We start from the raw sequence: 17,484 nt of genomic DNA on the forward strand, positions 1-17,484 counted from the left end.
AGGCTGCCGTAAGCTGAACCGGCTAGGGTGACGTGGCTATGGTGTTGCAGCCCAGCACCTCAGCCTCCAATAACCTTTGCCCCGCCCGGCTCTCCCCTGGCGGGGTTTTTTCGACCGCTGCGGCCAAATCATGCGTTCCCCTCCTCGCGCGTGAGCCGCAGCGCGAACGAGCGGATCGCCGGCGCCGCCAGCAGCACGATGGGCAGCATCGCGGCCCAGGCGACCATCCACGAGAGCAGCCAGTGCTTGACGAACAGCATCGCTTCTGCGGCCGGAAAGCTGGCAATGCCCGCGGCGATCAGCGACGTGAGACCGGACTGGATGACGCCGAAGACGAAATGACTGAAGCGTCGGGGAATGCCGAGCATGACGCGTGCCCTCGCTGTGCACCGTCGTCAGGCAAAGCAAGGCACGTGCCGTCGATCCGTCGCGACGCCGATTCGATCCTTCCGAATGCCCACCGCGCGAGGTCGCCGTCCCGATTCCGCGGCCGCTCGTTCAGCGACGTGCTCACGTGACTCCTCAAGCGCGATGGTCCTCGCCGCGAAGACGTGCGCCATATGGCTAATTTTCCGTGAACCTCAATCGAATAGCCCGTGGTTCTCCGGCCATGAACAGAGTTCCTGTGTCAGTCATCCTGACCGCAGAGCTTCCTCGAAATCAGATCGCGTTTGTTCCGGAGCGCGCTTTCAAGATTGCCGTGGACTTTCCACGACTTGACGGCAAGCTTGGCTTGTCCGCGGAATATTGCGACGGCCTCCAAGTGCCCGTTGCTCGGCAATATGTTGGCTTGCTCCGGGCCGCCAGTCCGGGCTGCCGCGGCGGGGGCCAATTCCGTAGAGGTCCGGAATTGATCTGCCTGCGGTTTGGGATTGCACTGGCCGCCTCATGGCCCCGGGGGGCGCAGCCTTACGCGATCGGTGTCAGCCATGCCACAATATTTCTTTCGAATCCGGAACGGCCGCTATTCCGGCTGCGCGGACCAAGCAACGGAATTCGCTAATCGCGATGCAGCCTGGAAGGAGATGACCAGCGTTTGCGCCGACATGGCATCCGGCATCGCTCGCAAGCTCCGCGAAAACTCGGAGTGGCACATGGAGCTTCTGGACGAATCCAAGGAGCCCGTGTTCCGCATCCGCATCGTCGCCGAATCCTTCGACTAAAGCGATCCACGCCTTAGTCGGCGCTGGGCAGCCGCCGCATGGTGAATTCGATGTCGCCGCCGGGCAGCTCGCGCCAGGTCTCGACTTCGCTCATATAGCCGGCCTTGGGGTATCGGGCGAAGAAGGCCCGTGCTCGCGCGCGTGCGGCCTCGCGCGGCAGAGTGAAGGTCTCGCGCAGATAGCCGTCGCCCGCGACTTCGGCCGACCGGACCGCCGCCCTGCGCCGGCGCGCCATCCGCTCGGCGAGATCCCGCGGACGATCGGCCATGTCTCACCTCCTCGACGCAACCCTTGGCAAAGATGTAGGGAGGGGGCTGACGAAGGGGAGTCCCGCCGGGAGCCGCATCATCGCGGCCCTCCCGGCTGGGTTCGGTCAGTTGGCGGCGGTGCCGGTCTTGGTCTTCTTGGTCGAGGTCGCGGCCTTCGGTGCGGCCGGCTTCGGCGGATCGGAACGCATCCCGCCCCAGGGATCGTTGGCCGTCTTGGCGTCGGGGATCTTCTTCAGCGTGTCCTTGTAGGCCCGCTCGCGCTCGGCATCGGCAGCCTTTTCATCCTCGGTCTTGCTGGGGCCGTCCTGCAGCAGATTGATATGGGGCGCTTGCGCGTAGGCCGGCCCTGCCAGCACAGCCAGTAGCGCCGCCATACGGAAAACCTTCATCATTCACTCCTTGATCATCGAGAGCGCAGATCACCGCGCCTCATCATTCCTGCCGCAGCGTTGCCGCGGTCCTTATCACGGGCCTTCATCACGAGTCCTTGGGCGCCGCGCAGGCCGCACGAACCGTCAGAGCCGGTCCGATCTGCACGACTTCGGGGAATGCAGCCAATCGTCCCAGATCGGGCCGCATTTGGTGCACCCGTTCAAAGCGAGCCCAAGCGCGGCCAGGCAAAACACCAAGACAAATCGACGCAACATCGTCCACCCACTGCCAAGCACGGTATTTTAGAAGGTGAAGTCGGGCATTTTCAAGCCGCTGGACCGCCGGCGGCCCGGGTGACTTTGCCGCGCCAATCCGGGCAGAATGGCTGAAACAACCGGCAACAGATGAGGAAACGACAGCAATGCAATCGCAGCCCGAAGCGGAGTTCGGCATCACTGAAGCCAGACGCGTGCTCGGCGAGGTCTTTGCCCCATGGGTCCAGGATCTCGGCCTCTCCGTCGAGCACATCGACCACATCGCGCCGGCCGACGTGCCGGACTGGCAACCGGGCGCAACCCTGCGCATGACCTTTTCGGAACGCCTGTGCCGGCACGGCGGCGTGGTCTGCGGCCAGGCGCTGATGGCGCTCGCCGACACCGCGATGGTGATCGCCATCCTCGCCGCCAATCGCGGCTACCGGCCGATGACGACAGTCGACCAGACCACGCATTTCATGCGCGCGATCGCATCCTCCGACGTGCTGGCGGACGCGCGCGTGGTGCGGCTCGGGCGCACCATGAGTTTCGGCCGCGTCACGCTGCTCTCCGCCACCGACAACAAGCCGGTGGCGATGGTCTCGAGCGCATTCGCGATGCTGCCTGGATGAGCATGACCAGCGCGCCGCGCCACAAAAGACAAAAGAACGGCTTTGAAAATCCAGCGGAGAAGAGTCCCCGCTTCGGCTTCGTAAACGAAGTCTGAAGCGCCGTGCAGGTAGCGCCAGTGTTGAATTCATTTCAACGTAATTTCTATGCACTATTTTACGATCGTCATAGTGGATGAACGCGATGATCGAGAAGCGTGCAGCGCAGCGCCACCGTGTTTTCAAGGGCGGCACGATCACCTTTGAAGGCAGCGGAATCCCGTGCACGGTGCGAAACATGTCGACGGGCGGCGCGGCGATCGACCTGGATGGCTTCGTTACGCTGCCGCAATCGTTCACATTATCGATCGCGCGCGACAATTTCGTGCGGAATTGCCGCCCGGTATGGCGCAACGACACGCGTGTCGGCATCGCCTTCGTGCAATAACGCAACGCGATGTGAACGGCCGTTCGCATCACCCAAGGCAGCCATCATGCCTGCTTGATACGACGCTTGCGGCGCCAGCGCAGGCCCGCGATCACCACGGCGATGATCGCAAGCACGATCGCTGACGATGCCGCCTGGAATCGTCCGCCGGGACGATCGACGGTGCGCGACCACAGTGACGCCGCCTCCCCCGGCCGCGCCAGGCGGAAGGCGACGACGCTGTCGCCGATCGAGGTGCCGGCTTCGGAGTGACCGCCGGCGCCGATCGCCACATACTGCTCACCCTTCCACAGATAGGTCATGGGGTTTGCGACACCGGGTACCGGCAGCCGGCCCTGCCACAGCTCCTTGCCGCTTCGCGCATCGAACGCGCGCAAATAAGCATCCATCGCGCCGGTGAAGACGAGACCGCCTGCGGTGACCGCAAGCCCGTTGACCAGCGGCGCGCCCCAGGGAAGCGGCACGCCGAGCGGCGCCAGATCCTCGGTGGTGCCGACCGTCGAACGCCAGAGGATTTTGCCCGCCTTCAGATCGACCGCGACCATCTCGCCCCAGGGCGGCTTGTTGCAGAGCAGCCCGAATGGCGACGTCACCACCGCACGCGACATCGCGAACGGCGCGCCCTGCTGCCGGCCGAAATCATGTCCGGGCGGCGGATTGAATCCGGCGGCTTCTGCGCGCGGGATCAGCTTGACGAGATGTACGGCGCGGCTGGTGTTGGCGTAGAGGATCTGGTGGGCCGGATCGAAGGCTGCGCCGCCCCAGTTCACGCCGCCGCCAGTGAAGGGAAACTCCAGCGTGCCGTGTACCGACGGCGGTGTGTAGAGTCCCTCGTTGCGCGCCTCCGCGAACTGCCGCTCGCAAGGGGAGCGGCGCAGGCCCGGCACTAGCGAGAGTGCATCGTCGTTCGAGATTGTCTGCGACGTCAGCGCCGGCACATGCGTCGGGAACGGCTGCGTCGGAGACAACCTTTCGCCCTCGGCACCGCCTTGCGGCACGGCGCGCTCCTCGACCGGCCACACCGGCTTGCCGGTGTCGCGGTCGAGCACAAAGACGAAACCCTGCTTGGTCGGCTGAATCACGACGTCGCGCTGACCGGCACCGGTATCGATCCGCGTCAGCGTCGGCTGTGCCGGCAGATCGTAGTCCCAGACGTCGTGATGCACGGTCTGGAACGCCCACACGAGCTCGCCGGTTTCGATGCGGAGCGCGACGACTGAATTGGCATGCTCGTTGTTGCCGGGACGCCTGCCGCCCCAGAAGTCCGGCGACGGCGAGGACGTCGGCAGGAACACTAACCCGCGCGCCTCGTCGACCGACATCGGCGCCCAGACATTGGCATGTCCGGCCGCGATGCCGTCGCGCTTGAGTGGCTCGAACGTCCAACGCGGCTGGCCGCTGCGCGCATCGAACGCACGCACCACACCGCTCGGCGCGTCGACGCGGCGGTTGTCGCCGATCGCAGAGCCGACCACGATGACACCGCGGCCAATCGCCGGCGGCGAGGTGATCTGGAATTCGCCGGGCCATTCCAGCGCCGTGCCGATATCGAGCCTGATCTCGCCGCTATTGCCGAAATCGGCACACGGGGCTCCTGTTTTCGCATCGAGCGCAATCAGGCGGACATCATTCGTACCCATGAAGATGCGCGATCGACAGGCGGCATCCGCAGGCGCCTTGTCGTCGATCCAGTAGGTGACGCCGCGGCAGACATAGCGATTGGCAGGACGTTGATTAGTGGCGATCTTCGGATCGTAGCGCCACTTCTGCACGCCGGTGCCGGGATCGAGCGCGATCACCTCGTTGAAGGGTGAGCAGAAGATCAGGCTGTCCTCGACGAACAGCGGCGTCGCCTCGAACTTCGTTCGCCGCATCAACTCGGGAGGGCGAGCCGCGAGATCGCCGGTGCGGAATTCGAATGCCCGAACGAGATTGCCTACATTGTCGGGCGTGATCTGCCCTAACGGCGAAAAGCGCGAGCCGCCGGCATCGCCACCCCAGCTTTCCCAGGCCGAACATGGCCGCGCCACAAGCAAGAGAAGCGCGATCAGGCCGACTGGATATCGCAGGCGCCTCGGCAACGCCCACCCCGCGTTATTTCGATTTCTTTGCGGGATCGCCCGGGCGTGCCCCGCTCCACGGATCGTACTTGTCCTTGGGCTCGGGAATGCGCTCGAGCGCGGCCTTGTAGGCCTTCTCGTCGACCTTGGGTTTGTTGTCCGCCTTGGGGGCATCATTGCCGGGCTGGCGCCGGCCGCCGCCCATCTGGGCCTGCGCCGAGGCGGCCGTCAGCACCAACACCGCGGCCGCAATGACCAAGATCCTCATTGGCGCAATCCCCCTCGTCTGGGGTACAAACTAGCCCGCAATCCCGTAATAGCAAATCCCGCTTGCCTGCCGACTTCAGCAAATGTTGATCGGCGGGGGCTTCGCCGGGTCGCATTTGTACCTATGTGTTGGCCCGCAGGGGGATTTTCACGAATGTTGCGGATTGTTGCTCGGGTGGCGCTGCTCGCCGGCGCACTTGCGCTCGGCGCGTGCGGCTTTGCCGATAGCCGCGCCCCGGTGCCCGAGTTCATGCGCATGAAGGAGGCCGAACAGCCGCCACCCGAACCGGCCCCGGACGTCAAGCGCGTGGTGCGCGAACAGATTGACGTGGTGTTCCTGACGACATCCTATCCTCGCGAGGTTCGTGTCGCCCCGCCCCATCACGAAGTGCGTGGACCGGGCTGGACGGCCTGTGTCCGCGCGCAGCTCACCTCCGCCACCGGTACGGCGCTCGGCATCCAGACGTACATCGTGACGATCGCCGGCGGAAAGGTGGTCGACCGGCGCCGCGCCGAACCTGACGACATCTGTGCGTCGGAGACCTACGAGCCGATCTAGCGGACTGCCTTGCGGCACATCGGACGTTTTCGGACGTGGTCACCGTATCGGACTCGCACCGCGAAAATGCTGGCGCTATAGCGGCTCCATGCTCGACTTCGATGGACGATATGAAGCCCTTCGCCGCCGCGACGCCGCGCTGGACGGCGTCATGTTCGTCGCTGTCAAGACGACCGGGATCTATTGCCGTCCCGTCTGTCCGGCGCGCACGCCGCTCGCTCGCAATGTGACATTCTATCGTAGCGCGGCCGCTGCCGAGCACGCCGGCTTCCGGCCCTGCCTCAGATGCCGTCCCGAAACGGCGCCGTTCTGCCCTGCGTGGAAGGGCACCAGGACAACCGTCGAACGTGCCTTGATGCTCATCAAGAACGGTGAGCTTGACCGCAGCAGCGTGGGCCGGCTGGCCGAACGGCTCGGAGTTGGCCCGCGCCATCTGGCGCGCCTGTTCGCCCGTCACCTCGATGCGTCTCCGCTGCAAGTGGCGCTGTCGCTCCGCATCCAGCGCGCCAAGCGCCTCATCGATGCAACCGATCTTCCCATCGCCGCTGTTGCGGAACGATCCGGCTTTTCGAGCACGCGACGCATGTGCATGGCTTTCACGCGCCTCTACGGCCGTCCGCCTTCGGCGTTCCGCAGAACGGCCAGAACGTCAAAGTTCGAAAACGGTCGAGGGAGATCACGATGACCACCAGGATCTACGGGACGGTCACTCCCGAACAACAGAAGCAAATGAGCGGCCTTGAGTTCGTGCAGGGCCTTGCGAGGCGAGCTCTACCTCTCAACACCATCGCGCAGACGCTCGGCTATGATGTGGTGGAGGCCGAGAGCGGTCGCGTCGTCGTCGCGCTTGTGCCAACGGCCGCTCACCTCAACCCGGCCGGCACGGTCCATGGCGGCCTCACGGCTACCCTGCTCGACAGTTGCATGGGGCTCGCCATTCAGTCGACCCTCGACAAGGGGATCAGCCAGACGACGCTTGAGTTCAAGATTTCTCTCGTGCGTCCCATCACGCCGGAGACCGGCCTGGTCCGGGCCGAGGGCAAGGTCTTGAATTGCGGCCGTCGCATCGGAACGGCCGATGGGCGCGTGACGGACGCCAAGGGTCGGTTGCTCGCCCACGGCACGACGACGTGTCTCATCTTCCCCGCCTGAATGCGGGAACCCATCGGCGCGAGGTCCAGTTCCGGGAAAAACATGAATACCGGCCGGAACGAACGTCGCCTCCTCTTCTTGTTACCGCCGAGGGCAGTACCGGAGGAGGAGATGATGAGGACGTTCACGATTGCGCTGCTGGCGGGCGTCGGAGCACTGGCCGCAACAGGCGGCGCGAAGGCCGCGGACTTCTACACGACCAGCGAATACACCAATCCTGATCTCATCCAAGAGGTACGGCTCGTCTGCGACGATGCCGGCCGTTGCTATCGCACCCGTGGCGGCTCGCGCGTGATCGTGCGCGACTCCTATGCCAGAATGCCGCGCGATCGCTACTACGAGCGTCGCACCTATCGCGATTGGGATGAAGGACCGCGGGCCGGCGTCGGCATCCGCGCCCCCGGCGTCAGCGTGGGCGTCGGCACCGACCGCTATTGATCGCACTTGACTTGGGGACCGGGCAAGCATGCTTGCCCGGTCCCTTCCATGTCATGGTGTCGGATGACTGACCTTCTAACTGTCGGTCAGGTTTCGAGCGGGTCGGGCGGCGTGACGAAGCGCGTCAACGACGGCAGGTGAGCGATGAAGCGGGCCAGCACCATGCCGGCACACATCGCGGCGACGAAAATGAAGGCGGACGCCGAGCCAAATCCGAGCGCAGTCAGCGCCGGCCCCGGGCAAAAGCCCACCAACCCCCAGCCGACGCCGAAGATGGCGGGACCGGCGACAATTCTCAGATCGACATCCGTTCGCGTCGGAACGTAAAACCGCTCGGCGAAGAAAGGCCGCGCGAGCTTCAAGACACGGTTGAAGCCGATGAAGGTCACGACGACCGCGCCGGCCATTACGAAAGCGAGGCTCGCGTCCCACGTCCCTCCCGGGATGCCGCCGACATCCAGGAAGTTCAGCACCTTTGCCGGATTGGACATACCGGAGACGATGAGGCCGAGGCCAAAGATCAGACCGATTGCGAATTGAACGAGGATGGCCATCACCGTCAGCTCCAATGCCGCATCAGGAAGACGGTGGCCATCCCCACCGCCATGAAGGTGATGGTGGCGACCAGCGAGCGCACCGACAGCCGCGACAGGCCGCAGACGCCGTGGCCGGACGTGCAGCCGCTGCCCCACACCGTGCCGAAGCCCGTGAGCAGTCCGCCGACAATCAGGGCCGTCGTTCCCGCTTCGATCGTCTGCGCCGGCAGGCTGCCGGTGGCGAGCCGCACCAAGACGGGGGCGGCAATGAGGCCTGCGACAAAGGCGAGACGGCCAGCGAATTCGCGGTCCTCATAAGGCGGAAACAGGCGCGCCGCGATGCCGCTGACGCCGGCGATCCGTCCCGTCGCCCACATCAAGAGCACGGCGGCCAGACCGATCAACGCCCCGCCCAGGAGCGAAGCGATCGGTGTGAAAGGCGTTGCGATCATGTTGATCCTCCGGATCGAGAGCACTCTTTGCGCATCCATCGCAGCATCCGGCGGCTTGCCGGGCGGATGCTCAATGAGACGTTAACAATATCACTCGAATTGAAACGGCGTCCCAACGGTATTTTTCCAATCTTTACGCTAAGCATGGCCGCGTGACCCGGCTTTTGCCGGCGTGAACGGGGACGACGGGACGTGGTCGACATCGCGCACCAGGCTGCGATCAATCCGGCATCCGCAATGGATGCCGTACCGGCGCGCGCGCTCGTCCCACTGACCTCCGTCGATATCGGACAATGGCGCGCGCTTGCCCAGCAGGCGATCGAGCCGAATGGCTATTACCTGCCCGCCTGGGAGCTCGCCGTCAGCGCGACAGCGCAGGGCCGCACCGGTGCGATGGCCTTGCGCGCGTTCGATGCTCCATCAAAGCGGCTGATCGGGCTGATGCCGGTGATCTCGCTCTGGCACGCATGGAAGATCCCCCTGCCCGCGCTGGTGAGCGCCCATCCCTACGGCACGCTGTGCAGCCCGCTGATCGACCGCGACTACTCAGCAGAGGCTGCCGCGTGTCTGCTCCAGCAGGCACGCGATGCCGTCGCGCATGCGCTGATCCTGCGCGACGTCGCGCTCCACGGCGCGGCGATGACATCGCTCGATAATGTGCTGGCCCGAACCGGTCTGAAGCCGCGCGTGCTGAGCTCCTACGTTCGTGCCGCGCTCGACGCGACGCAGGACGGCGAAAAGCTGCTGCAAGAGGCGCTCGGCACGAAGAAGCTCAAGGAGCTGCGCCGTCAGCGCCATCGCCTCGCGGAGCACGGCCCTGTCGTGTTCGAGGTGGCACGCAAGCCTGACGAGATCGGACCGGCGCTCGAAACCTTCCTGCAACTCGAAGCCAGCGGCTGGAAAGGCAAGCGCGGCACCGCGCTGATCCAGGATGCGGGCGATGCAACGTTCATCCGCCGCGCCGTGCCGGCGCTCGCGGAAACCGCGCAATGCGAGATCGTCAGCTTGCGCGCCGGCTTAACTCCGGTCGCCGCTGGCATCGTGCTGCGTCATCAGGACCGTGCCTTCTTCTTCAAGCTCGGCGTCGACGAGCGCTTTGCAAAATATTCGCCCGGCGTGCAGCTCACGGTCGAGCTCACCCGCCACCTCTGCGCCGATCCCGCCATCGCGAGCGCCGACTCCACTGCCAACGCCGACCATCCCATGATCAACCCGATCTGGCGCGGCCGCTTCGCGATCGGCGACGTGCTGATCCCCTTGAGGCGAAACGATCCGGTCGTGGCGCTCATTCACGCAGCGCTGGTGGCGCATGGTGCCGCCTCCGCAGCGGCACGACGCGCTGTTCGCTTGCTGCGGAAGTAAGACAGCTATTCCGCCGCCTGCGCGTTGATCTCCGCCGACACCTGGCGGATGGCGCGCGCGAGCAGGTTCGGATCCTGCGCGCCGGAGACGGCATATTTCTGCGCGAACACGTAGGTCGGCACGCCGGAGATGCCCTTGTCCGCTGCTTCCTGTGCATCCGCCGAGATGCGCGCAACGTCCTCGTCGGTGGCGAGGCGCCGCCGCACGTCCTCGGCATCGAGCCCGACATCGGCGGCGCCCTGCACCAGCACGTTCACGTCGGTGAGGTCCCCGCCGTCGCGGAAATAAAGCTCCATCAGGCGCTGCTTCATTTCGGGCGCCTTGCCGATCGCCTCCGCCCACAGGATCAGGCGATGGCAGTCGATGGTGTTGGGCTGGCGCGCGACCAGCTCGGGCCGATAGACGAGGCCCTCCTCGCTCGCCGCTGCGACGACGCGGCCGGCAATGCCCTTATAGGCCTCGACCGAGCCGAACTTGGTGGTGAGATAGTCCTCGCGGCTGATGCCCTCGCGCGGCACCCAGGGATTGAGGAAGAACGGGCGGAAATTGAGCTTGACCGGCACGTCCGGAACAAGCGCGAGCGCGCTCTCGATCCGGTGCTTGCCGATGTAGCACCACGGGCACACCACATCGGAGACGACGTCGATCTGGAGCGGTTTCAGCGTGCTCATGGGCGCCTCCTTCGGGCACTTCAAGGGTTTGCCCGAAGATAAGCCGAACCCGCGCCGAGGCAAGGTGCGCTAGGTCATACCTGCCGCCATCTGCTTCAACCGTTCGGCGGTGCGCTCGTCGGCCGCAAAGAAGGTCTCCAGCGCCAGCTCCGACAGGGTGATGTCGACGGGCGTACCGAACACCATGGTGGTGGAGAAGAAACTTAGTATCTCCCCCTCGTGGCGCAACTTGAAGGGGATCGCGACATTGTCGCTCGACAGCGGCCCAGCGCGCGCCGGAATCGGGTAGCTCTTGAGATCATTGTAGAGCTTGATCAATTCGGGATCGGCGGTCGCCTCGCATTGCCGATGCAGCCGCTCCAGCAGATGCCCGCACCACTCCGCGAGATTGACCGTGCGCGGCGCCAGCGCCTCCGGGTGAAAGGCGAGCCGCAGCACATTGAAGGGCTGGCCGAGCAGTCGCTGCGGAATGCCGTCGAGCAGCGGCGCCACCATGCGGTTGGCGGACACCAGGTTCCAGTGCCGGTCCACCGCGAGCGCGGGATTGGGCTCATGCGCTTTGAGCACGAGGTCGATCGCCTGGCGGGCTGATTTCAAGGCGGGATCCTCCAGCGGGCGCTGCGGAAAGGCCGGCGCGTAGCCGGCCGCGACCAGCAGCACGTTGCGTTCGCGCAAGGGCACGTCGAGGCGTTCGGCGAGCTTGAGCACCATCTCGCGCGAGGGCACGGCGCGGCCGGTCTCGACGAAGCTCAAGTGCCGCGCGGAGATCTCGGCCTCGCCCGCGAGATCGAGCTGACTCATGCGGCGGCGCTGCCGCCAATCGCGCAAGTGATCGCCGATATGGATCGGCTGGCTTCGTTCGGTGTGTGCGGTGGATGCGTGTGCGTTCATGGTCGAAAACCTAGCACGCGGATTTCGTCCCATCCATTACCCGCGAGGTAATCGAATTCGGCATCGCACCGGCGCATCTTCGCTCGCAACAGGAGATGACCATGATCGCGCTGCTGCTCTACCGCACCTTCGCAGACCACTTCGTACCCTGGGGTGTGACGTTCGCAACCCGGATGCTCGCGCGCGGCCTCAACATGCCGGAGCCGCTGGTGCATTCGACCGGCGACTACGTCGTCGCACAAGTGGCCGCCTTCGAACACGGCGTAGGCAAAAGCCTCTGCCCGTTCCGTCTCGCCCGCCTGATCCGCGCCTGGTGGCGCGGCCTGCACTGATTTTCCCGGAAGCCTCAACCCAAGGAGAACCAAGATGATCGACCCATCCACATTCCTGCGCCGCGCGCTCCTGGCCGATGCTGTCTTCAGCGGCGTCGCCGCCCTCGGCTTCACCTTCGGCGCCGGCGCATTCGCAGCGCTCTTCAACCTGCCCGAAGTGCTGCTGCGCGAAACAGGCCTGTTCCTGATCGCTTACACCGCGCTGGTCGGTTGGCTCGCCGCCCGCGCATCCGTGCCGAGGTCGCTCGTCCTCCTGGTCGTGATCGGCAATGCAGTCTGGACGGTCGCAAGTATTGCGCTCCTGTTCTCAGGAGCCGTGTCCCCGAACATTGCCGGCGAGCTCATGGTGGTTGCGCAGGCGATCGCGACCGGCGTGTTCGCCGAGCTGCAATATGTGGGATTGCGGAAGAGCGGGAATGTAGTGGCGGCGTGACGCTTGACCGCATCACAACTGCTAGTCGTCGCCCGGCTTGACCGGGCGACCCAGTATTCCAGAGACGGTAGTCGTATGCGGACAGGCTACGGCGTACTGGATTCCCCGCTTTCGCGGGGAATGACAGCGGACTTGACGGCTACGCTCGCGCGCGGCCGTTCGCCTTGCCGATGGCATGGCCGTTGAGCTTCTTCTTGGCGCCAGCCTTCGCGCCAGCCTGCCTGGTTTTGCGCTCCGCACGCGCCTTCACCTTGGCCCGCTCGGCCCGTGCCTCGGCGCGCAGTTTCTTGCGCTTCTTCTCGCAAGATTCGCACTTGCAGCCGATCGGCTTCAGATAGGCCTTGAAGTAGTCGGTGCCGTAGTCGTAGTTGATCTCGTCGCCCGGCTCGATGTTCTTGATGGCGCGGATAAAAACCTTGCGCTCGCGCGGGCGCACATCGGATTCCGCATTTGGCCGGCAGGAATGATTGATGTAGCGCGCAACGTTCTTGCGCACCGAGCCATCGATGGTCCAGCGGCCGTTGAGCTCGAACAGGTATTTGTTCTCAATCTCGTCGTGTTCGGGAATGCGCGAGTCCAGGATCGGTCCGAAATAGCGGATGATCCGGGTCCCCTTCTTGATCGGTTTGGTGGCGAAAAGACCGAGTCCGGTCTTGGAGCGGCCGACGCGATAAGGTTTGCTGGACGAGATGACTGGCATGATCGAGAGAAGCGACAACACAAACGAGGCGAGGATAGGCCGAAGCGAAGCCGCTCTTCTAGAACGATTCAGCGCCCCTGTCAGGGTCTGTTTGAACCTTCCCCACAATGAACCGTCTGACGGATGGAGTTCCAGAAGACGACGCTTCGTCATGAGGCGTTGTCACATTCGGTTGCTTGGCCATGCTGCCGGTTTGCGCCGTGCTCGATCGCGCCGGCGCCCAATCTCTGGGCAGTACGTATATCTCGGCCGCGCCAAAAGACTGCCGTCAGGCCGGCGAGCCGCGCGAGCTCGCCAGGATGCGCTGGGATCGCGGCGTCACGTGGGGAACTTCGGGCCCACCGTCGACTTCAGCATGGCTTCCAGCAGCCCTTCGGTCGTCGTGCCCTTGGGCAGCCGCTCGAGGATGTCCTCGAGCCGGCCATCGAGCAGCAGCGTGGTGAAGCCATGGACCATCGACCAGGCCCGCGCGATCGCGGCGCCCTGGTCCAGCGTCAGTGCATCGCCGCTGATCTGCTCCTGCCGCATCGCGCCGATGGCGTTGGCGAGCCCGGCGAAGGAGGCCTCGGCGGCCTCGTGCAGTGAAGGCTTGGAATAGTCGAGCCGTTCGGCGCGGAACATCAGACCGTACATGCCGGGATGCGCCTGCGCATAGGCGACATAAGCCTTGGGCCGCGCCAACATGCGTTCGGGCGGCGTCGCCGCGGCCGCGCAGGACGAGGCCATCGCTTCGTTGAACTGACGAAAGCCGATCGCCGCGAGCTCGCTGACGAGGCCGGTCAGGTCGCCGAAATGATGCGTGGGTGCGGCATGCGACACGCCCGCCTCGCGCGCCACCGCGCGCAGCGTCAGGCCAGCGAGCCCGTCGCGCTCCAGCACCCGTTCGGCCGCCTGCAGCAGCGCCTCGCGCAGGGCGCCGTGATGATAGGGCGTCTCGGTCTTCGCGCTGGCGGTGCGGCGAGGCCGTCCGCCGGCGGATGACGTCCGGCGCGCGCGGCGCGCTGTTTCAGTCCTGGTCTTGGTGTCGGTTTTGGCCATGCCTCAGCTATATGACGCAATATTGACAGTGTAAAGATTTCGCTTGACCGAGATCTTCACTCGGCCTATCTGATCTTTACGATGTAAAGATTGGAGGACTTGCCGTGCAGCAGGACGCCTTCGCAGAGCGCCGCAACAATCTCGCGCCGATCCCGTTCGAGGCCGACGCACCCTTCCTCAAGGTCGTCGGCGAGCTGCCGCGCGAGCTGAACGGCACGCTCTATCGCAACGGCCCCAACCCGCAATTCGAATCTCCCGGTGCGCACTGGTTCGTCGGCGACGGCATGCTGCACGCCTTTCACCTCGAAAACGGCCGCGCCAGCTACCGCAATCGCTGGGTCCGCACGCCGAAATGGCAGGCCGAGCACGATGCCGGCCGCGCGCTGTTCGGCGGCTTCGGCCGCAAGTTGCCGGATGCGCCGGCGCATCTGACCGACGGCGGCGTCGCCAACACCAACATCATCTTCCATGCCGGCAAGCTGCTCGCGCTGGAGGAGGCGCATCTGCCGACCGAGATCGAACCGGGCACGCTGGCCACGCGCGGCTATTGCAACTACCAGGGCCGCGTCGTCGGCACCTTCACCGCGCATCCGAAAATCGATCCGGTCACTGGCGAACTGGTGTTCTTCGGCTACAACGCCGCCGGGCCGCTCACGGCCAGCCTCTCCTACGGATCGATCGATGCATCAGGCAGAGCAACGCGCTTCGAGAGGTTCGAGGCGCCCTATGCCAGCATGGTGCACGACTTCATCGTCACCGAGAACCACGTGCTGTTTCCGATCCTGCCGCTCACCGGCAGCATGGAGCGCGCGATGGCAGGGCGGCCGCCCTACGCCTGGGAGCCGGAGAAAGGCGCCTATGTCGGCGTGATGAAGCGCAAGGGCACGTCGAAGGAGATCGTCTGGTTTCGTGCTGAAGCCTGCTACGTCTTCCACGTGATGAATGCGTGGGAGGACGGCAACCGCATCGTCGCCGACGTCATGCGGTTCGAGGAGGCGCCGCTGTTTCCGCATCCCGACGGACGGCCGACGGATCCGGAAAAGTCGCGCGCCCGCCACTGCCGCTGGACTTTCGATCTCGACGGCAATACCGACCGCTTCCAACAGATGTATCTCGACGACCTCACTGGCGAATTCCCCCGCATCGACGATCGCCGCGCCGGCTTGAAGAGCCGTCACGGCTGGTACGCCTGCGCCAATCCGAGGCTGCCGATGTTCGGCGCGCTGTCCGGCATCGCCCATGTCGACGGCAATGGCCGCCGGCTCGGACACTATCTGCTGCCGCCCGGTGACACCATCTCCGAGCCGGTGTTCGTCGAACGATCCAGGGATGCTCAGGAAGGCGATGGCTGGCTGCTCGCGGTGGTCTGGCGCGCGCGGGACAACCGCAGCGACCTCGCGGTGTTCAACGCCACCGATGTCGAGGCCGGCCCGGTCGCGCTGGTGCAGCTCGGCCATCGCGTCCCCGACGGTTTTCACGGCAATTGGGTTGGGGCGGCCTAGATGCCCCCTCCTCCCGTCACTCCACGTTGCGCAAGTGCGGTGGGGGCGCGCCGCTTGGCGCGAGCCCGGAATCCATTCGACCGCGTGTCATGCGGCACGATGGATTCCGGGCTCATCGCTTCCGCCCTCGCTCTTCGAGCTTCGGCGGACAAGTCGCGATGCCCCGGAATGACGGTGGAGGTCAAAACGTGGCTCGCTCACAGAATTTTGACAGTGTAAAGATTCGGCTTGACGGTTTCCTGCCCCTGAATTACTCATCTTGACATTGTCAAGATCAGTCTGATCGAGGCGGCCCATGGCGATTTTCCTGATCCTAGCCCCCTACGGCGTCTATGCCCTCCTCATGCTGCTGACCTCCGCCACCGTCAGCATGTTTGCGGCGACGGCGATCTGCCTCGGCACCATTGCAATCGACGTCGCCCGCGGCCGCTCGGTGAAGATTCTGGCGGCGGGCTCGGCCGTGGTGTTCGCGGGGACCGGCCTTTACCTCGTGCTGCTCAATCCGGCCCTCAGCACCCTCGCCGTCAAGCTGTCGGTCGACATCGGCATCTTTGCCATCTCGCTCGGCTCGATGCTGGCGCGGCGGCCGTTCACTCTGCAATATGCGCTGGAATCCGTCCCGGCCGAGACTGCGGCGATGCCCGGCTTCCTGCGCGCCAACTACATCATCACCGGCGCATGGACCGCGGCCGCCCTGCTGATGATGGCCTCGAATATCGTGCTGCTCTATGTCCCCGGCCTGCCGATCTGGTCGGGCCTGGCGGTCGCCTTCGCCGCCCGCAACAGCGCGATCTATTTCACAAAGTGGTATCCTGAGTATTGCAGGATCAAGTACGGTGTGCCGGCCGGCGCGCTACCGAATTCCCGATGAAAAGGATCGACGATGAAGGACGTGTTCGCCCGCCTCGCCTCCGACTTCCTCTCGGCCATCGTCTTCCTGGTCATCTACCTCATCACCGACAACGTCATCCTGGCGACGTCGGTGGCGATTGCGGGCGCGATCGCGCAGGTCATCTATGCTCGCATCAAGGGACGTCAGCTCAATTTCATGACCTATGCGAGCCTCGCGCTGGTTATCGTGCTCGGTGCCGTCACGCTGTTCACCAACGATCCCCGCTTCATGCTGGCAAAGCCCTCGATCGCGCATTTCGCGATCGGGCTCATCATGCTCAAGCGCGGCTGGATGCTGCGCTACGTGCCGCCGATCGTCGCGGAGACCGTTCCGGAATATGTGACGGCGGCCGGCTATGCCTGGGCGGCGCTGATGTTCGTGATCGGCGTGGGCATGATCGCCGTGGCCTCGACCGGCGACCTGAAGCTGTGGGCGTTCTATATCTCGGTGGTTGCGGGCGGCACCAAGATCCTGGCCTTCGCCGTGCAGTACGTGGTTCTGCGGCTCATCGTCACAAGCCGCTTGCGTGCCGCTGCTCGCGCCTAAAGCGCGATATGATCGCGCTTTAGGTTGTCATTTGCGCATGATCTGCTCGGAAAACCGCTACACACTTTCCGGATCATGCACACGGCGTTAGGCGCGCGGTGCAAGTTGGGTTATAGGCTCGGCGCTGGACCGGCCGCGGATTGTCGCGGTTCGCCGGACTATCTTGGGAGACGGGAATGGCCGTAGACGGTAACTGGAATCTGACCATGACGACGCCGATGGGCGAGCGCCAGGCAACGCTGAGCCTGAAGGCGGCGGGCGACACGCTCACGGGCACGCAGGGTGCGGACGGCAATATCGCCGAAATCTTCGACGGCACCGTCAGCGGCGACAACGTCTCCTGGAAGGTCTCGATCACCAACCCGATGCCGCTCACCCTCGAATTCACCGGCACGGTCTCCGGCGACAGCATCAACGGCGAAATGGGCATCGGACCGATGGGCAGCTTCCCCTTCACGGGCGCCAGAGCGTAAGCCTCTCCACGCATCCAGGCGTCATCACCGGACTCGTCCGGGACTGTTGTCATTCCGGGATGCGTG

General features: G+C 64.8%; 25 protein-coding genes. 14 read left to right on the forward strand and 11 right to left on the reverse strand.

Features of this window, described 5'->3' with window-relative positions; translation table 11 throughout:
* Positions 1–128 precede the first annotated feature (128 nt).
* Positions 129–368 (reverse strand): DUF2798 domain-containing protein, encoded by a 240-nt coding sequence (locus MTR72_RS32300; RefSeq protein ID WP_280969971.1) that lies wholly within the window; start codon positions 366–368, stop codon positions 129–131.
* A gap of 561 nt (positions 369–929) precedes the next feature.
* On the opposite strand from MTR72_RS32300, the gene MTR72_RS32305 reads away from it, so the two are divergent.
* On the forward strand, positions 930–1,163 hold the full coding sequence (locus MTR72_RS32305; RefSeq protein ID WP_280969970.1) for a DUF6894 family protein: 234 nt from the start codon (positions 930–932) through the stop codon (positions 1,161–1,163).
* A 13-nt stretch (positions 1,164–1,176) separates the two neighbouring features.
* Here the strand turns inward: MTR72_RS32305 and MTR72_RS32310 are convergent, their stop codons facing one another.
* Positions 1,177–1,431 (reverse strand): hypothetical protein, encoded by a 255-nt coding sequence (locus tag MTR72_RS32310; RefSeq protein ID WP_280969969.1) that lies wholly within the window; start codon positions 1,429–1,431, stop codon positions 1,177–1,179.
* A 105-nt stretch (positions 1,432–1,536) separates the two neighbouring features.
* Complete coding sequence (locus MTR72_RS32315) at positions 1,537–1,821, reverse strand: hypothetical protein (RefSeq protein WP_341511814.1); 285 nt, start codon at positions 1,819–1,821, stop codon at positions 1,537–1,539.
* A gap of 404 nt (positions 1,822–2,225) precedes the next feature.
* Between MTR72_RS32315 and MTR72_RS32320 the strand changes: the two genes are divergently transcribed.
* Complete coding sequence (locus MTR72_RS32320) at positions 2,226–2,690, forward strand: PaaI family thioesterase (RefSeq protein ID WP_280969967.1); 465 nt, start codon at positions 2,226–2,228, stop codon at positions 2,688–2,690.
* 181 nt (positions 2,691–2,871) lie between these two features.
* The gene (locus MTR72_RS32325; RefSeq protein WP_280970934.1) at positions 2,872–3,114 is read left to right on the forward strand and encodes a PilZ domain-containing protein; all 243 of its coding nucleotides are present in this window, start codon (positions 2,872–2,874) and stop codon (positions 3,112–3,114) included.
* 44 nt (positions 3,115–3,158) lie between these two features.
* Here MTR72_RS32325 and MTR72_RS32330 read toward each other — a convergent pair whose 3' ends face one another.
* Both MTR72_RS32330 and MTR72_RS32335 read right to left on the reverse strand, forming a co-directional pair.
* The gene (locus MTR72_RS32330) at positions 3,159–5,195 is read right to left on the reverse strand and encodes a pyrroloquinoline quinone-dependent dehydrogenase (RefSeq protein ID WP_341511815.1); all 2,037 of its coding nucleotides are present in this window, start codon (positions 5,193–5,195) and stop codon (positions 3,159–3,161) included.
* Between the two features lie 13 nt (positions 5,196–5,208).
* Positions 5,209–5,442: a hypothetical protein gene (locus MTR72_RS32335; protein WP_280969965.1), complete on the reverse strand. Its 234-nt coding sequence runs from the start codon at positions 5,440–5,442 to the stop codon at positions 5,209–5,211.
* 153 nt (positions 5,443–5,595) lie between these two features.
* On the opposite strand from MTR72_RS32335, the gene MTR72_RS32340 reads away from it, so the two are divergent.
* The 4 genes from MTR72_RS32340 (at position 5,596) to MTR72_RS32355 (ending at position 7,590) form a co-directional block, all read left to right on the forward strand.
* Positions 5,596–6,000 carry a hypothetical protein gene (locus MTR72_RS32340; RefSeq protein ID WP_341511816.1) on the forward strand — a complete coding sequence of 135 codons (405 nt, stop codon included), beginning with the start codon at positions 5,596–5,598 and terminating at the stop codon, positions 5,998–6,000.
* An 88-nt stretch (positions 6,001–6,088) separates the two neighbouring features.
* Positions 6,089–6,685: a bifunctional transcriptional activator/DNA repair enzyme AdaA gene (locus tag MTR72_RS32345; protein WP_341511817.1), complete on the forward strand. Its 597-nt coding sequence runs from the start codon at positions 6,089–6,091 to the stop codon at positions 6,683–6,685.
* On the forward strand, positions 6,682–7,152 hold the full coding sequence (locus tag MTR72_RS32350; RefSeq protein WP_280969962.1) for a PaaI family thioesterase: 471 nt from the start codon (positions 6,682–6,684) through the stop codon (positions 7,150–7,152). The genes MTR72_RS32345 and MTR72_RS32350 overlap by 4 nt, the downstream gene beginning before the upstream one ends.
* 111 nt (positions 7,153–7,263) lie before the next feature.
* Positions 7,264–7,590 (forward strand): hypothetical protein, encoded by a 327-nt coding sequence (locus MTR72_RS32355; protein ID WP_341511818.1) that lies wholly within the window; start codon positions 7,264–7,266, stop codon positions 7,588–7,590.
* Between the two features lie 86 nt (positions 7,591–7,676).
* On the opposite strand, the gene MTR72_RS32360 is transcribed toward MTR72_RS32355, so the two are convergent.
* On the reverse strand, positions 7,677–8,144 hold the full coding sequence (locus tag MTR72_RS32360; RefSeq protein ID WP_280969960.1) for a DUF6691 family protein: 468 nt from the start codon (positions 8,142–8,144) through the stop codon (positions 7,677–7,679).
* Between the two features lie 5 nt (positions 8,145–8,149).
* A complete protein-coding gene (locus MTR72_RS32365; RefSeq protein WP_341511847.1) occupies positions 8,150–8,578 on the reverse strand; it encodes a YeeE/YedE family protein in 429 nt (142 codons plus the stop codon).
* A 192-nt stretch (positions 8,579–8,770) separates the two neighbouring features.
* Here MTR72_RS32365 and MTR72_RS32370 point away from each other — a divergent pair, with 192 nt between their 5' ends.
* Positions 8,771–9,940, forward strand: coding sequence for a GNAT family N-acetyltransferase (locus MTR72_RS32370; RefSeq protein ID WP_341511819.1), 1,170 nt, complete (start codon positions 8,771–8,773; stop codon positions 9,938–9,940).
* Between the two features lie 5 nt (positions 9,941–9,945).
* On the opposite strand, the gene MTR72_RS32375 is transcribed toward MTR72_RS32370, so the two are convergent.
* The gene (locus tag MTR72_RS32375; protein WP_341511820.1) at positions 9,946–10,611 is read right to left on the reverse strand and encodes a DsbA family oxidoreductase; all 666 of its coding nucleotides are present in this window, start codon (positions 10,609–10,611) and stop codon (positions 9,946–9,948) included.
* Between the two features lie 69 nt (positions 10,612–10,680).
* Entirely contained in the window at positions 10,681–11,502 is an 822-nt protein-coding gene (locus MTR72_RS32380; RefSeq protein WP_341511821.1) for a helix-turn-helix domain-containing protein, read from the reverse strand.
* Between the two features lie 101 nt (positions 11,503–11,603).
* Between MTR72_RS32380 and MTR72_RS32385 the strand changes: the two genes are divergently transcribed.
* Together MTR72_RS32385 and MTR72_RS32390 are read left to right on the forward strand one after the other, a co-directional pair.
* Complete coding sequence (locus tag MTR72_RS32385) at positions 11,604–11,834, forward strand: hypothetical protein (protein ID WP_280969956.1); 231 nt, start codon at positions 11,604–11,606, stop codon at positions 11,832–11,834.
* A 34-nt stretch (positions 11,835–11,868) separates the two neighbouring features.
* Positions 11,869–12,267 (forward strand): hypothetical protein, encoded by a 399-nt coding sequence (locus tag MTR72_RS32390; RefSeq protein ID WP_341511822.1) that lies wholly within the window; start codon positions 11,869–11,871, stop codon positions 12,265–12,267.
* Positions 12,268–12,406: 139 nt separating this feature from the next.
* Here the strand turns inward: MTR72_RS32390 and MTR72_RS32395 are convergent, their stop codons facing one another.
* Together MTR72_RS32395 and MTR72_RS32400 are read right to left on the reverse strand one after the other, a co-directional pair.
* Positions 12,407–12,967 carry an SET domain-containing protein gene (locus MTR72_RS32395; protein WP_341511823.1) on the reverse strand — a complete coding sequence of 187 codons (561 nt, stop codon included), beginning with the start codon at positions 12,965–12,967 and terminating at the stop codon, positions 12,407–12,409.
* Between the two features lie 318 nt (positions 12,968–13,285).
* Positions 13,286–14,005 carry a TetR/AcrR family transcriptional regulator gene (locus tag MTR72_RS32400; RefSeq protein ID WP_341511824.1) on the reverse strand — a complete coding sequence of 240 codons (720 nt, stop codon included), beginning with the start codon at positions 14,003–14,005 and terminating at the stop codon, positions 13,286–13,288.
* 104 nt (positions 14,006–14,109) lie between these two features.
* Between MTR72_RS32400 and MTR72_RS32405 the strand changes: the two genes are divergently transcribed.
* From MTR72_RS32405 to MTR72_RS32420, 4 genes are all read left to right on the forward strand, one after another.
* A complete protein-coding gene (locus MTR72_RS32405) occupies positions 14,110–15,507 on the forward strand; it encodes a carotenoid oxygenase family protein (protein ID WP_341511825.1) in 1,398 nt (465 codons plus the stop codon).
* 295 nt (positions 15,508–15,802) lie between these two features.
* The gene (locus tag MTR72_RS32410) at positions 15,803–16,378 is read left to right on the forward strand and encodes a hypothetical protein (RefSeq protein ID WP_341511826.1); all 576 of its coding nucleotides are present in this window, start codon (positions 15,803–15,805) and stop codon (positions 16,376–16,378) included.
* 12 nt (positions 16,379–16,390) lie between these two features.
* Positions 16,391–16,945: an inner membrane-spanning protein YciB gene (locus MTR72_RS32415; protein WP_280969951.1), complete on the forward strand. Its 555-nt coding sequence runs from the start codon at positions 16,391–16,393 to the stop codon at positions 16,943–16,945.
* 176 nt (positions 16,946–17,121) lie between these two features.
* Entirely contained in the window at positions 17,122–17,418 is a 297-nt protein-coding gene (locus MTR72_RS32420; protein ID WP_280969950.1) for a hypothetical protein, read from the forward strand.
* Positions 17,419–17,484: the final 66 nt, after the last annotated feature.

Source organism: Bradyrhizobium sp. ISRA442, from assembly GCF_038085055.1.
Taxonomy (GTDB): domain Bacteria; phylum Pseudomonadota; class Alphaproteobacteria; order Rhizobiales; family Xanthobacteraceae; genus Bradyrhizobium.

Excerpts from the sequence above, each read along its gene's own strand:
- MTR72_RS32300 (WP_280969971.1), bottom strand. The coding sequence starts at position 368 with ATGCTCGGCATTCCCCGACGCTTCAGTCATTTCGTCTTCGGCGTCATC.
- MTR72_RS32305 (WP_280969970.1), top strand. The coding sequence starts at position 930 with ATGCCACAATATTTCTTTCGAATCCGGAACGGCCGCTATTCCGGCTGC.
- MTR72_RS32310 (WP_280969969.1), bottom strand. The coding sequence starts at position 1,431 with ATGGCCGATCGTCCGCGGGATCTCGCCGAGCGGATGGCGCGCCGGCGC.
- MTR72_RS32315 (WP_341511814.1), bottom strand. The coding sequence starts at position 1,821 with ATGAAGGTTTTCCGTATGGCGGCGCTACTGGCTGTGCTGGCAGGGCCG.
- MTR72_RS32320 (WP_280969967.1), top strand. The coding sequence starts at position 2,226 with ATGCAATCGCAGCCCGAAGCGGAGTTCGGCATCACTGAAGCCAGACGC.
- MTR72_RS32325 (WP_280970934.1), top strand. The coding sequence starts at position 2,872 with ATGATCGAGAAGCGTGCAGCGCAGCGCCACCGTGTTTTCAAGGGCGGC.
- MTR72_RS32335 (WP_280969965.1), bottom strand. The coding sequence starts at position 5,442 with ATGAGGATCTTGGTCATTGCGGCCGCGGTGTTGGTGCTGACGGCCGCC.
- MTR72_RS32340 (WP_341511816.1), top strand. The coding sequence starts at position 5,596 with ATGTTGCGGATTGTTGCTCGGGTGGCGCTGCTCGCCGGCGCACTTGCG.
- MTR72_RS32345 (WP_341511817.1), top strand. The coding sequence starts at position 6,089 with ATGCTCGACTTCGATGGACGATATGAAGCCCTTCGCCGCCGCGACGCC.
- MTR72_RS32350 (WP_280969962.1), top strand. The coding sequence starts at position 6,682 with ATGACCACCAGGATCTACGGGACGGTCACTCCCGAACAACAGAAGCAA.
- MTR72_RS32355 (WP_341511818.1), top strand. The coding sequence starts at position 7,264 with ATGATGAGGACGTTCACGATTGCGCTGCTGGCGGGCGTCGGAGCACTG.
- MTR72_RS32360 (WP_280969960.1), bottom strand. The coding sequence starts at position 8,144 with ATGGCCATCCTCGTTCAATTCGCAATCGGTCTGATCTTTGGCCTCGGC.
- MTR72_RS32365 (WP_341511847.1), bottom strand. The coding sequence starts at position 8,578 with ATGATCGCAACGCCTTTCACACCGATCGCTTCGCTCCTGGGCGGGGCG.
- MTR72_RS32375 (WP_341511820.1), bottom strand. The coding sequence starts at position 10,611 with ATGAGCACGCTGAAACCGCTCCAGATCGACGTCGTCTCCGATGTGGTG.
- MTR72_RS32380 (WP_341511821.1), bottom strand. The coding sequence starts at position 11,502 with ATGAACGCACACGCATCCACCGCACACACCGAACGAAGCCAGCCGATC.
- MTR72_RS32385 (WP_280969956.1), top strand. The coding sequence starts at position 11,604 with ATGATCGCGCTGCTGCTCTACCGCACCTTCGCAGACCACTTCGTACCC.
- MTR72_RS32390 (WP_341511822.1), top strand. The coding sequence starts at position 11,869 with ATGATCGACCCATCCACATTCCTGCGCCGCGCGCTCCTGGCCGATGCT.
- MTR72_RS32395 (WP_341511823.1), bottom strand. The coding sequence starts at position 12,967 with ATGCCAGTCATCTCGTCCAGCAAACCTTATCGCGTCGGCCGCTCCAAG.
- MTR72_RS32400 (WP_341511824.1), bottom strand. The coding sequence starts at position 14,005 with ATGGCCAAAACCGACACCAAGACCAGGACTGAAACAGCGCGCCGCGCG.
- MTR72_RS32410 (WP_341511826.1), top strand. The coding sequence starts at position 15,803 with ATGGCGATTTTCCTGATCCTAGCCCCCTACGGCGTCTATGCCCTCCTC.
- MTR72_RS32415 (WP_280969951.1), top strand. The coding sequence starts at position 16,391 with ATGAAGGACGTGTTCGCCCGCCTCGCCTCCGACTTCCTCTCGGCCATC.
- MTR72_RS32420 (WP_280969950.1), top strand. The coding sequence starts at position 17,122 with ATGGCCGTAGACGGTAACTGGAATCTGACCATGACGACGCCGATGGGC.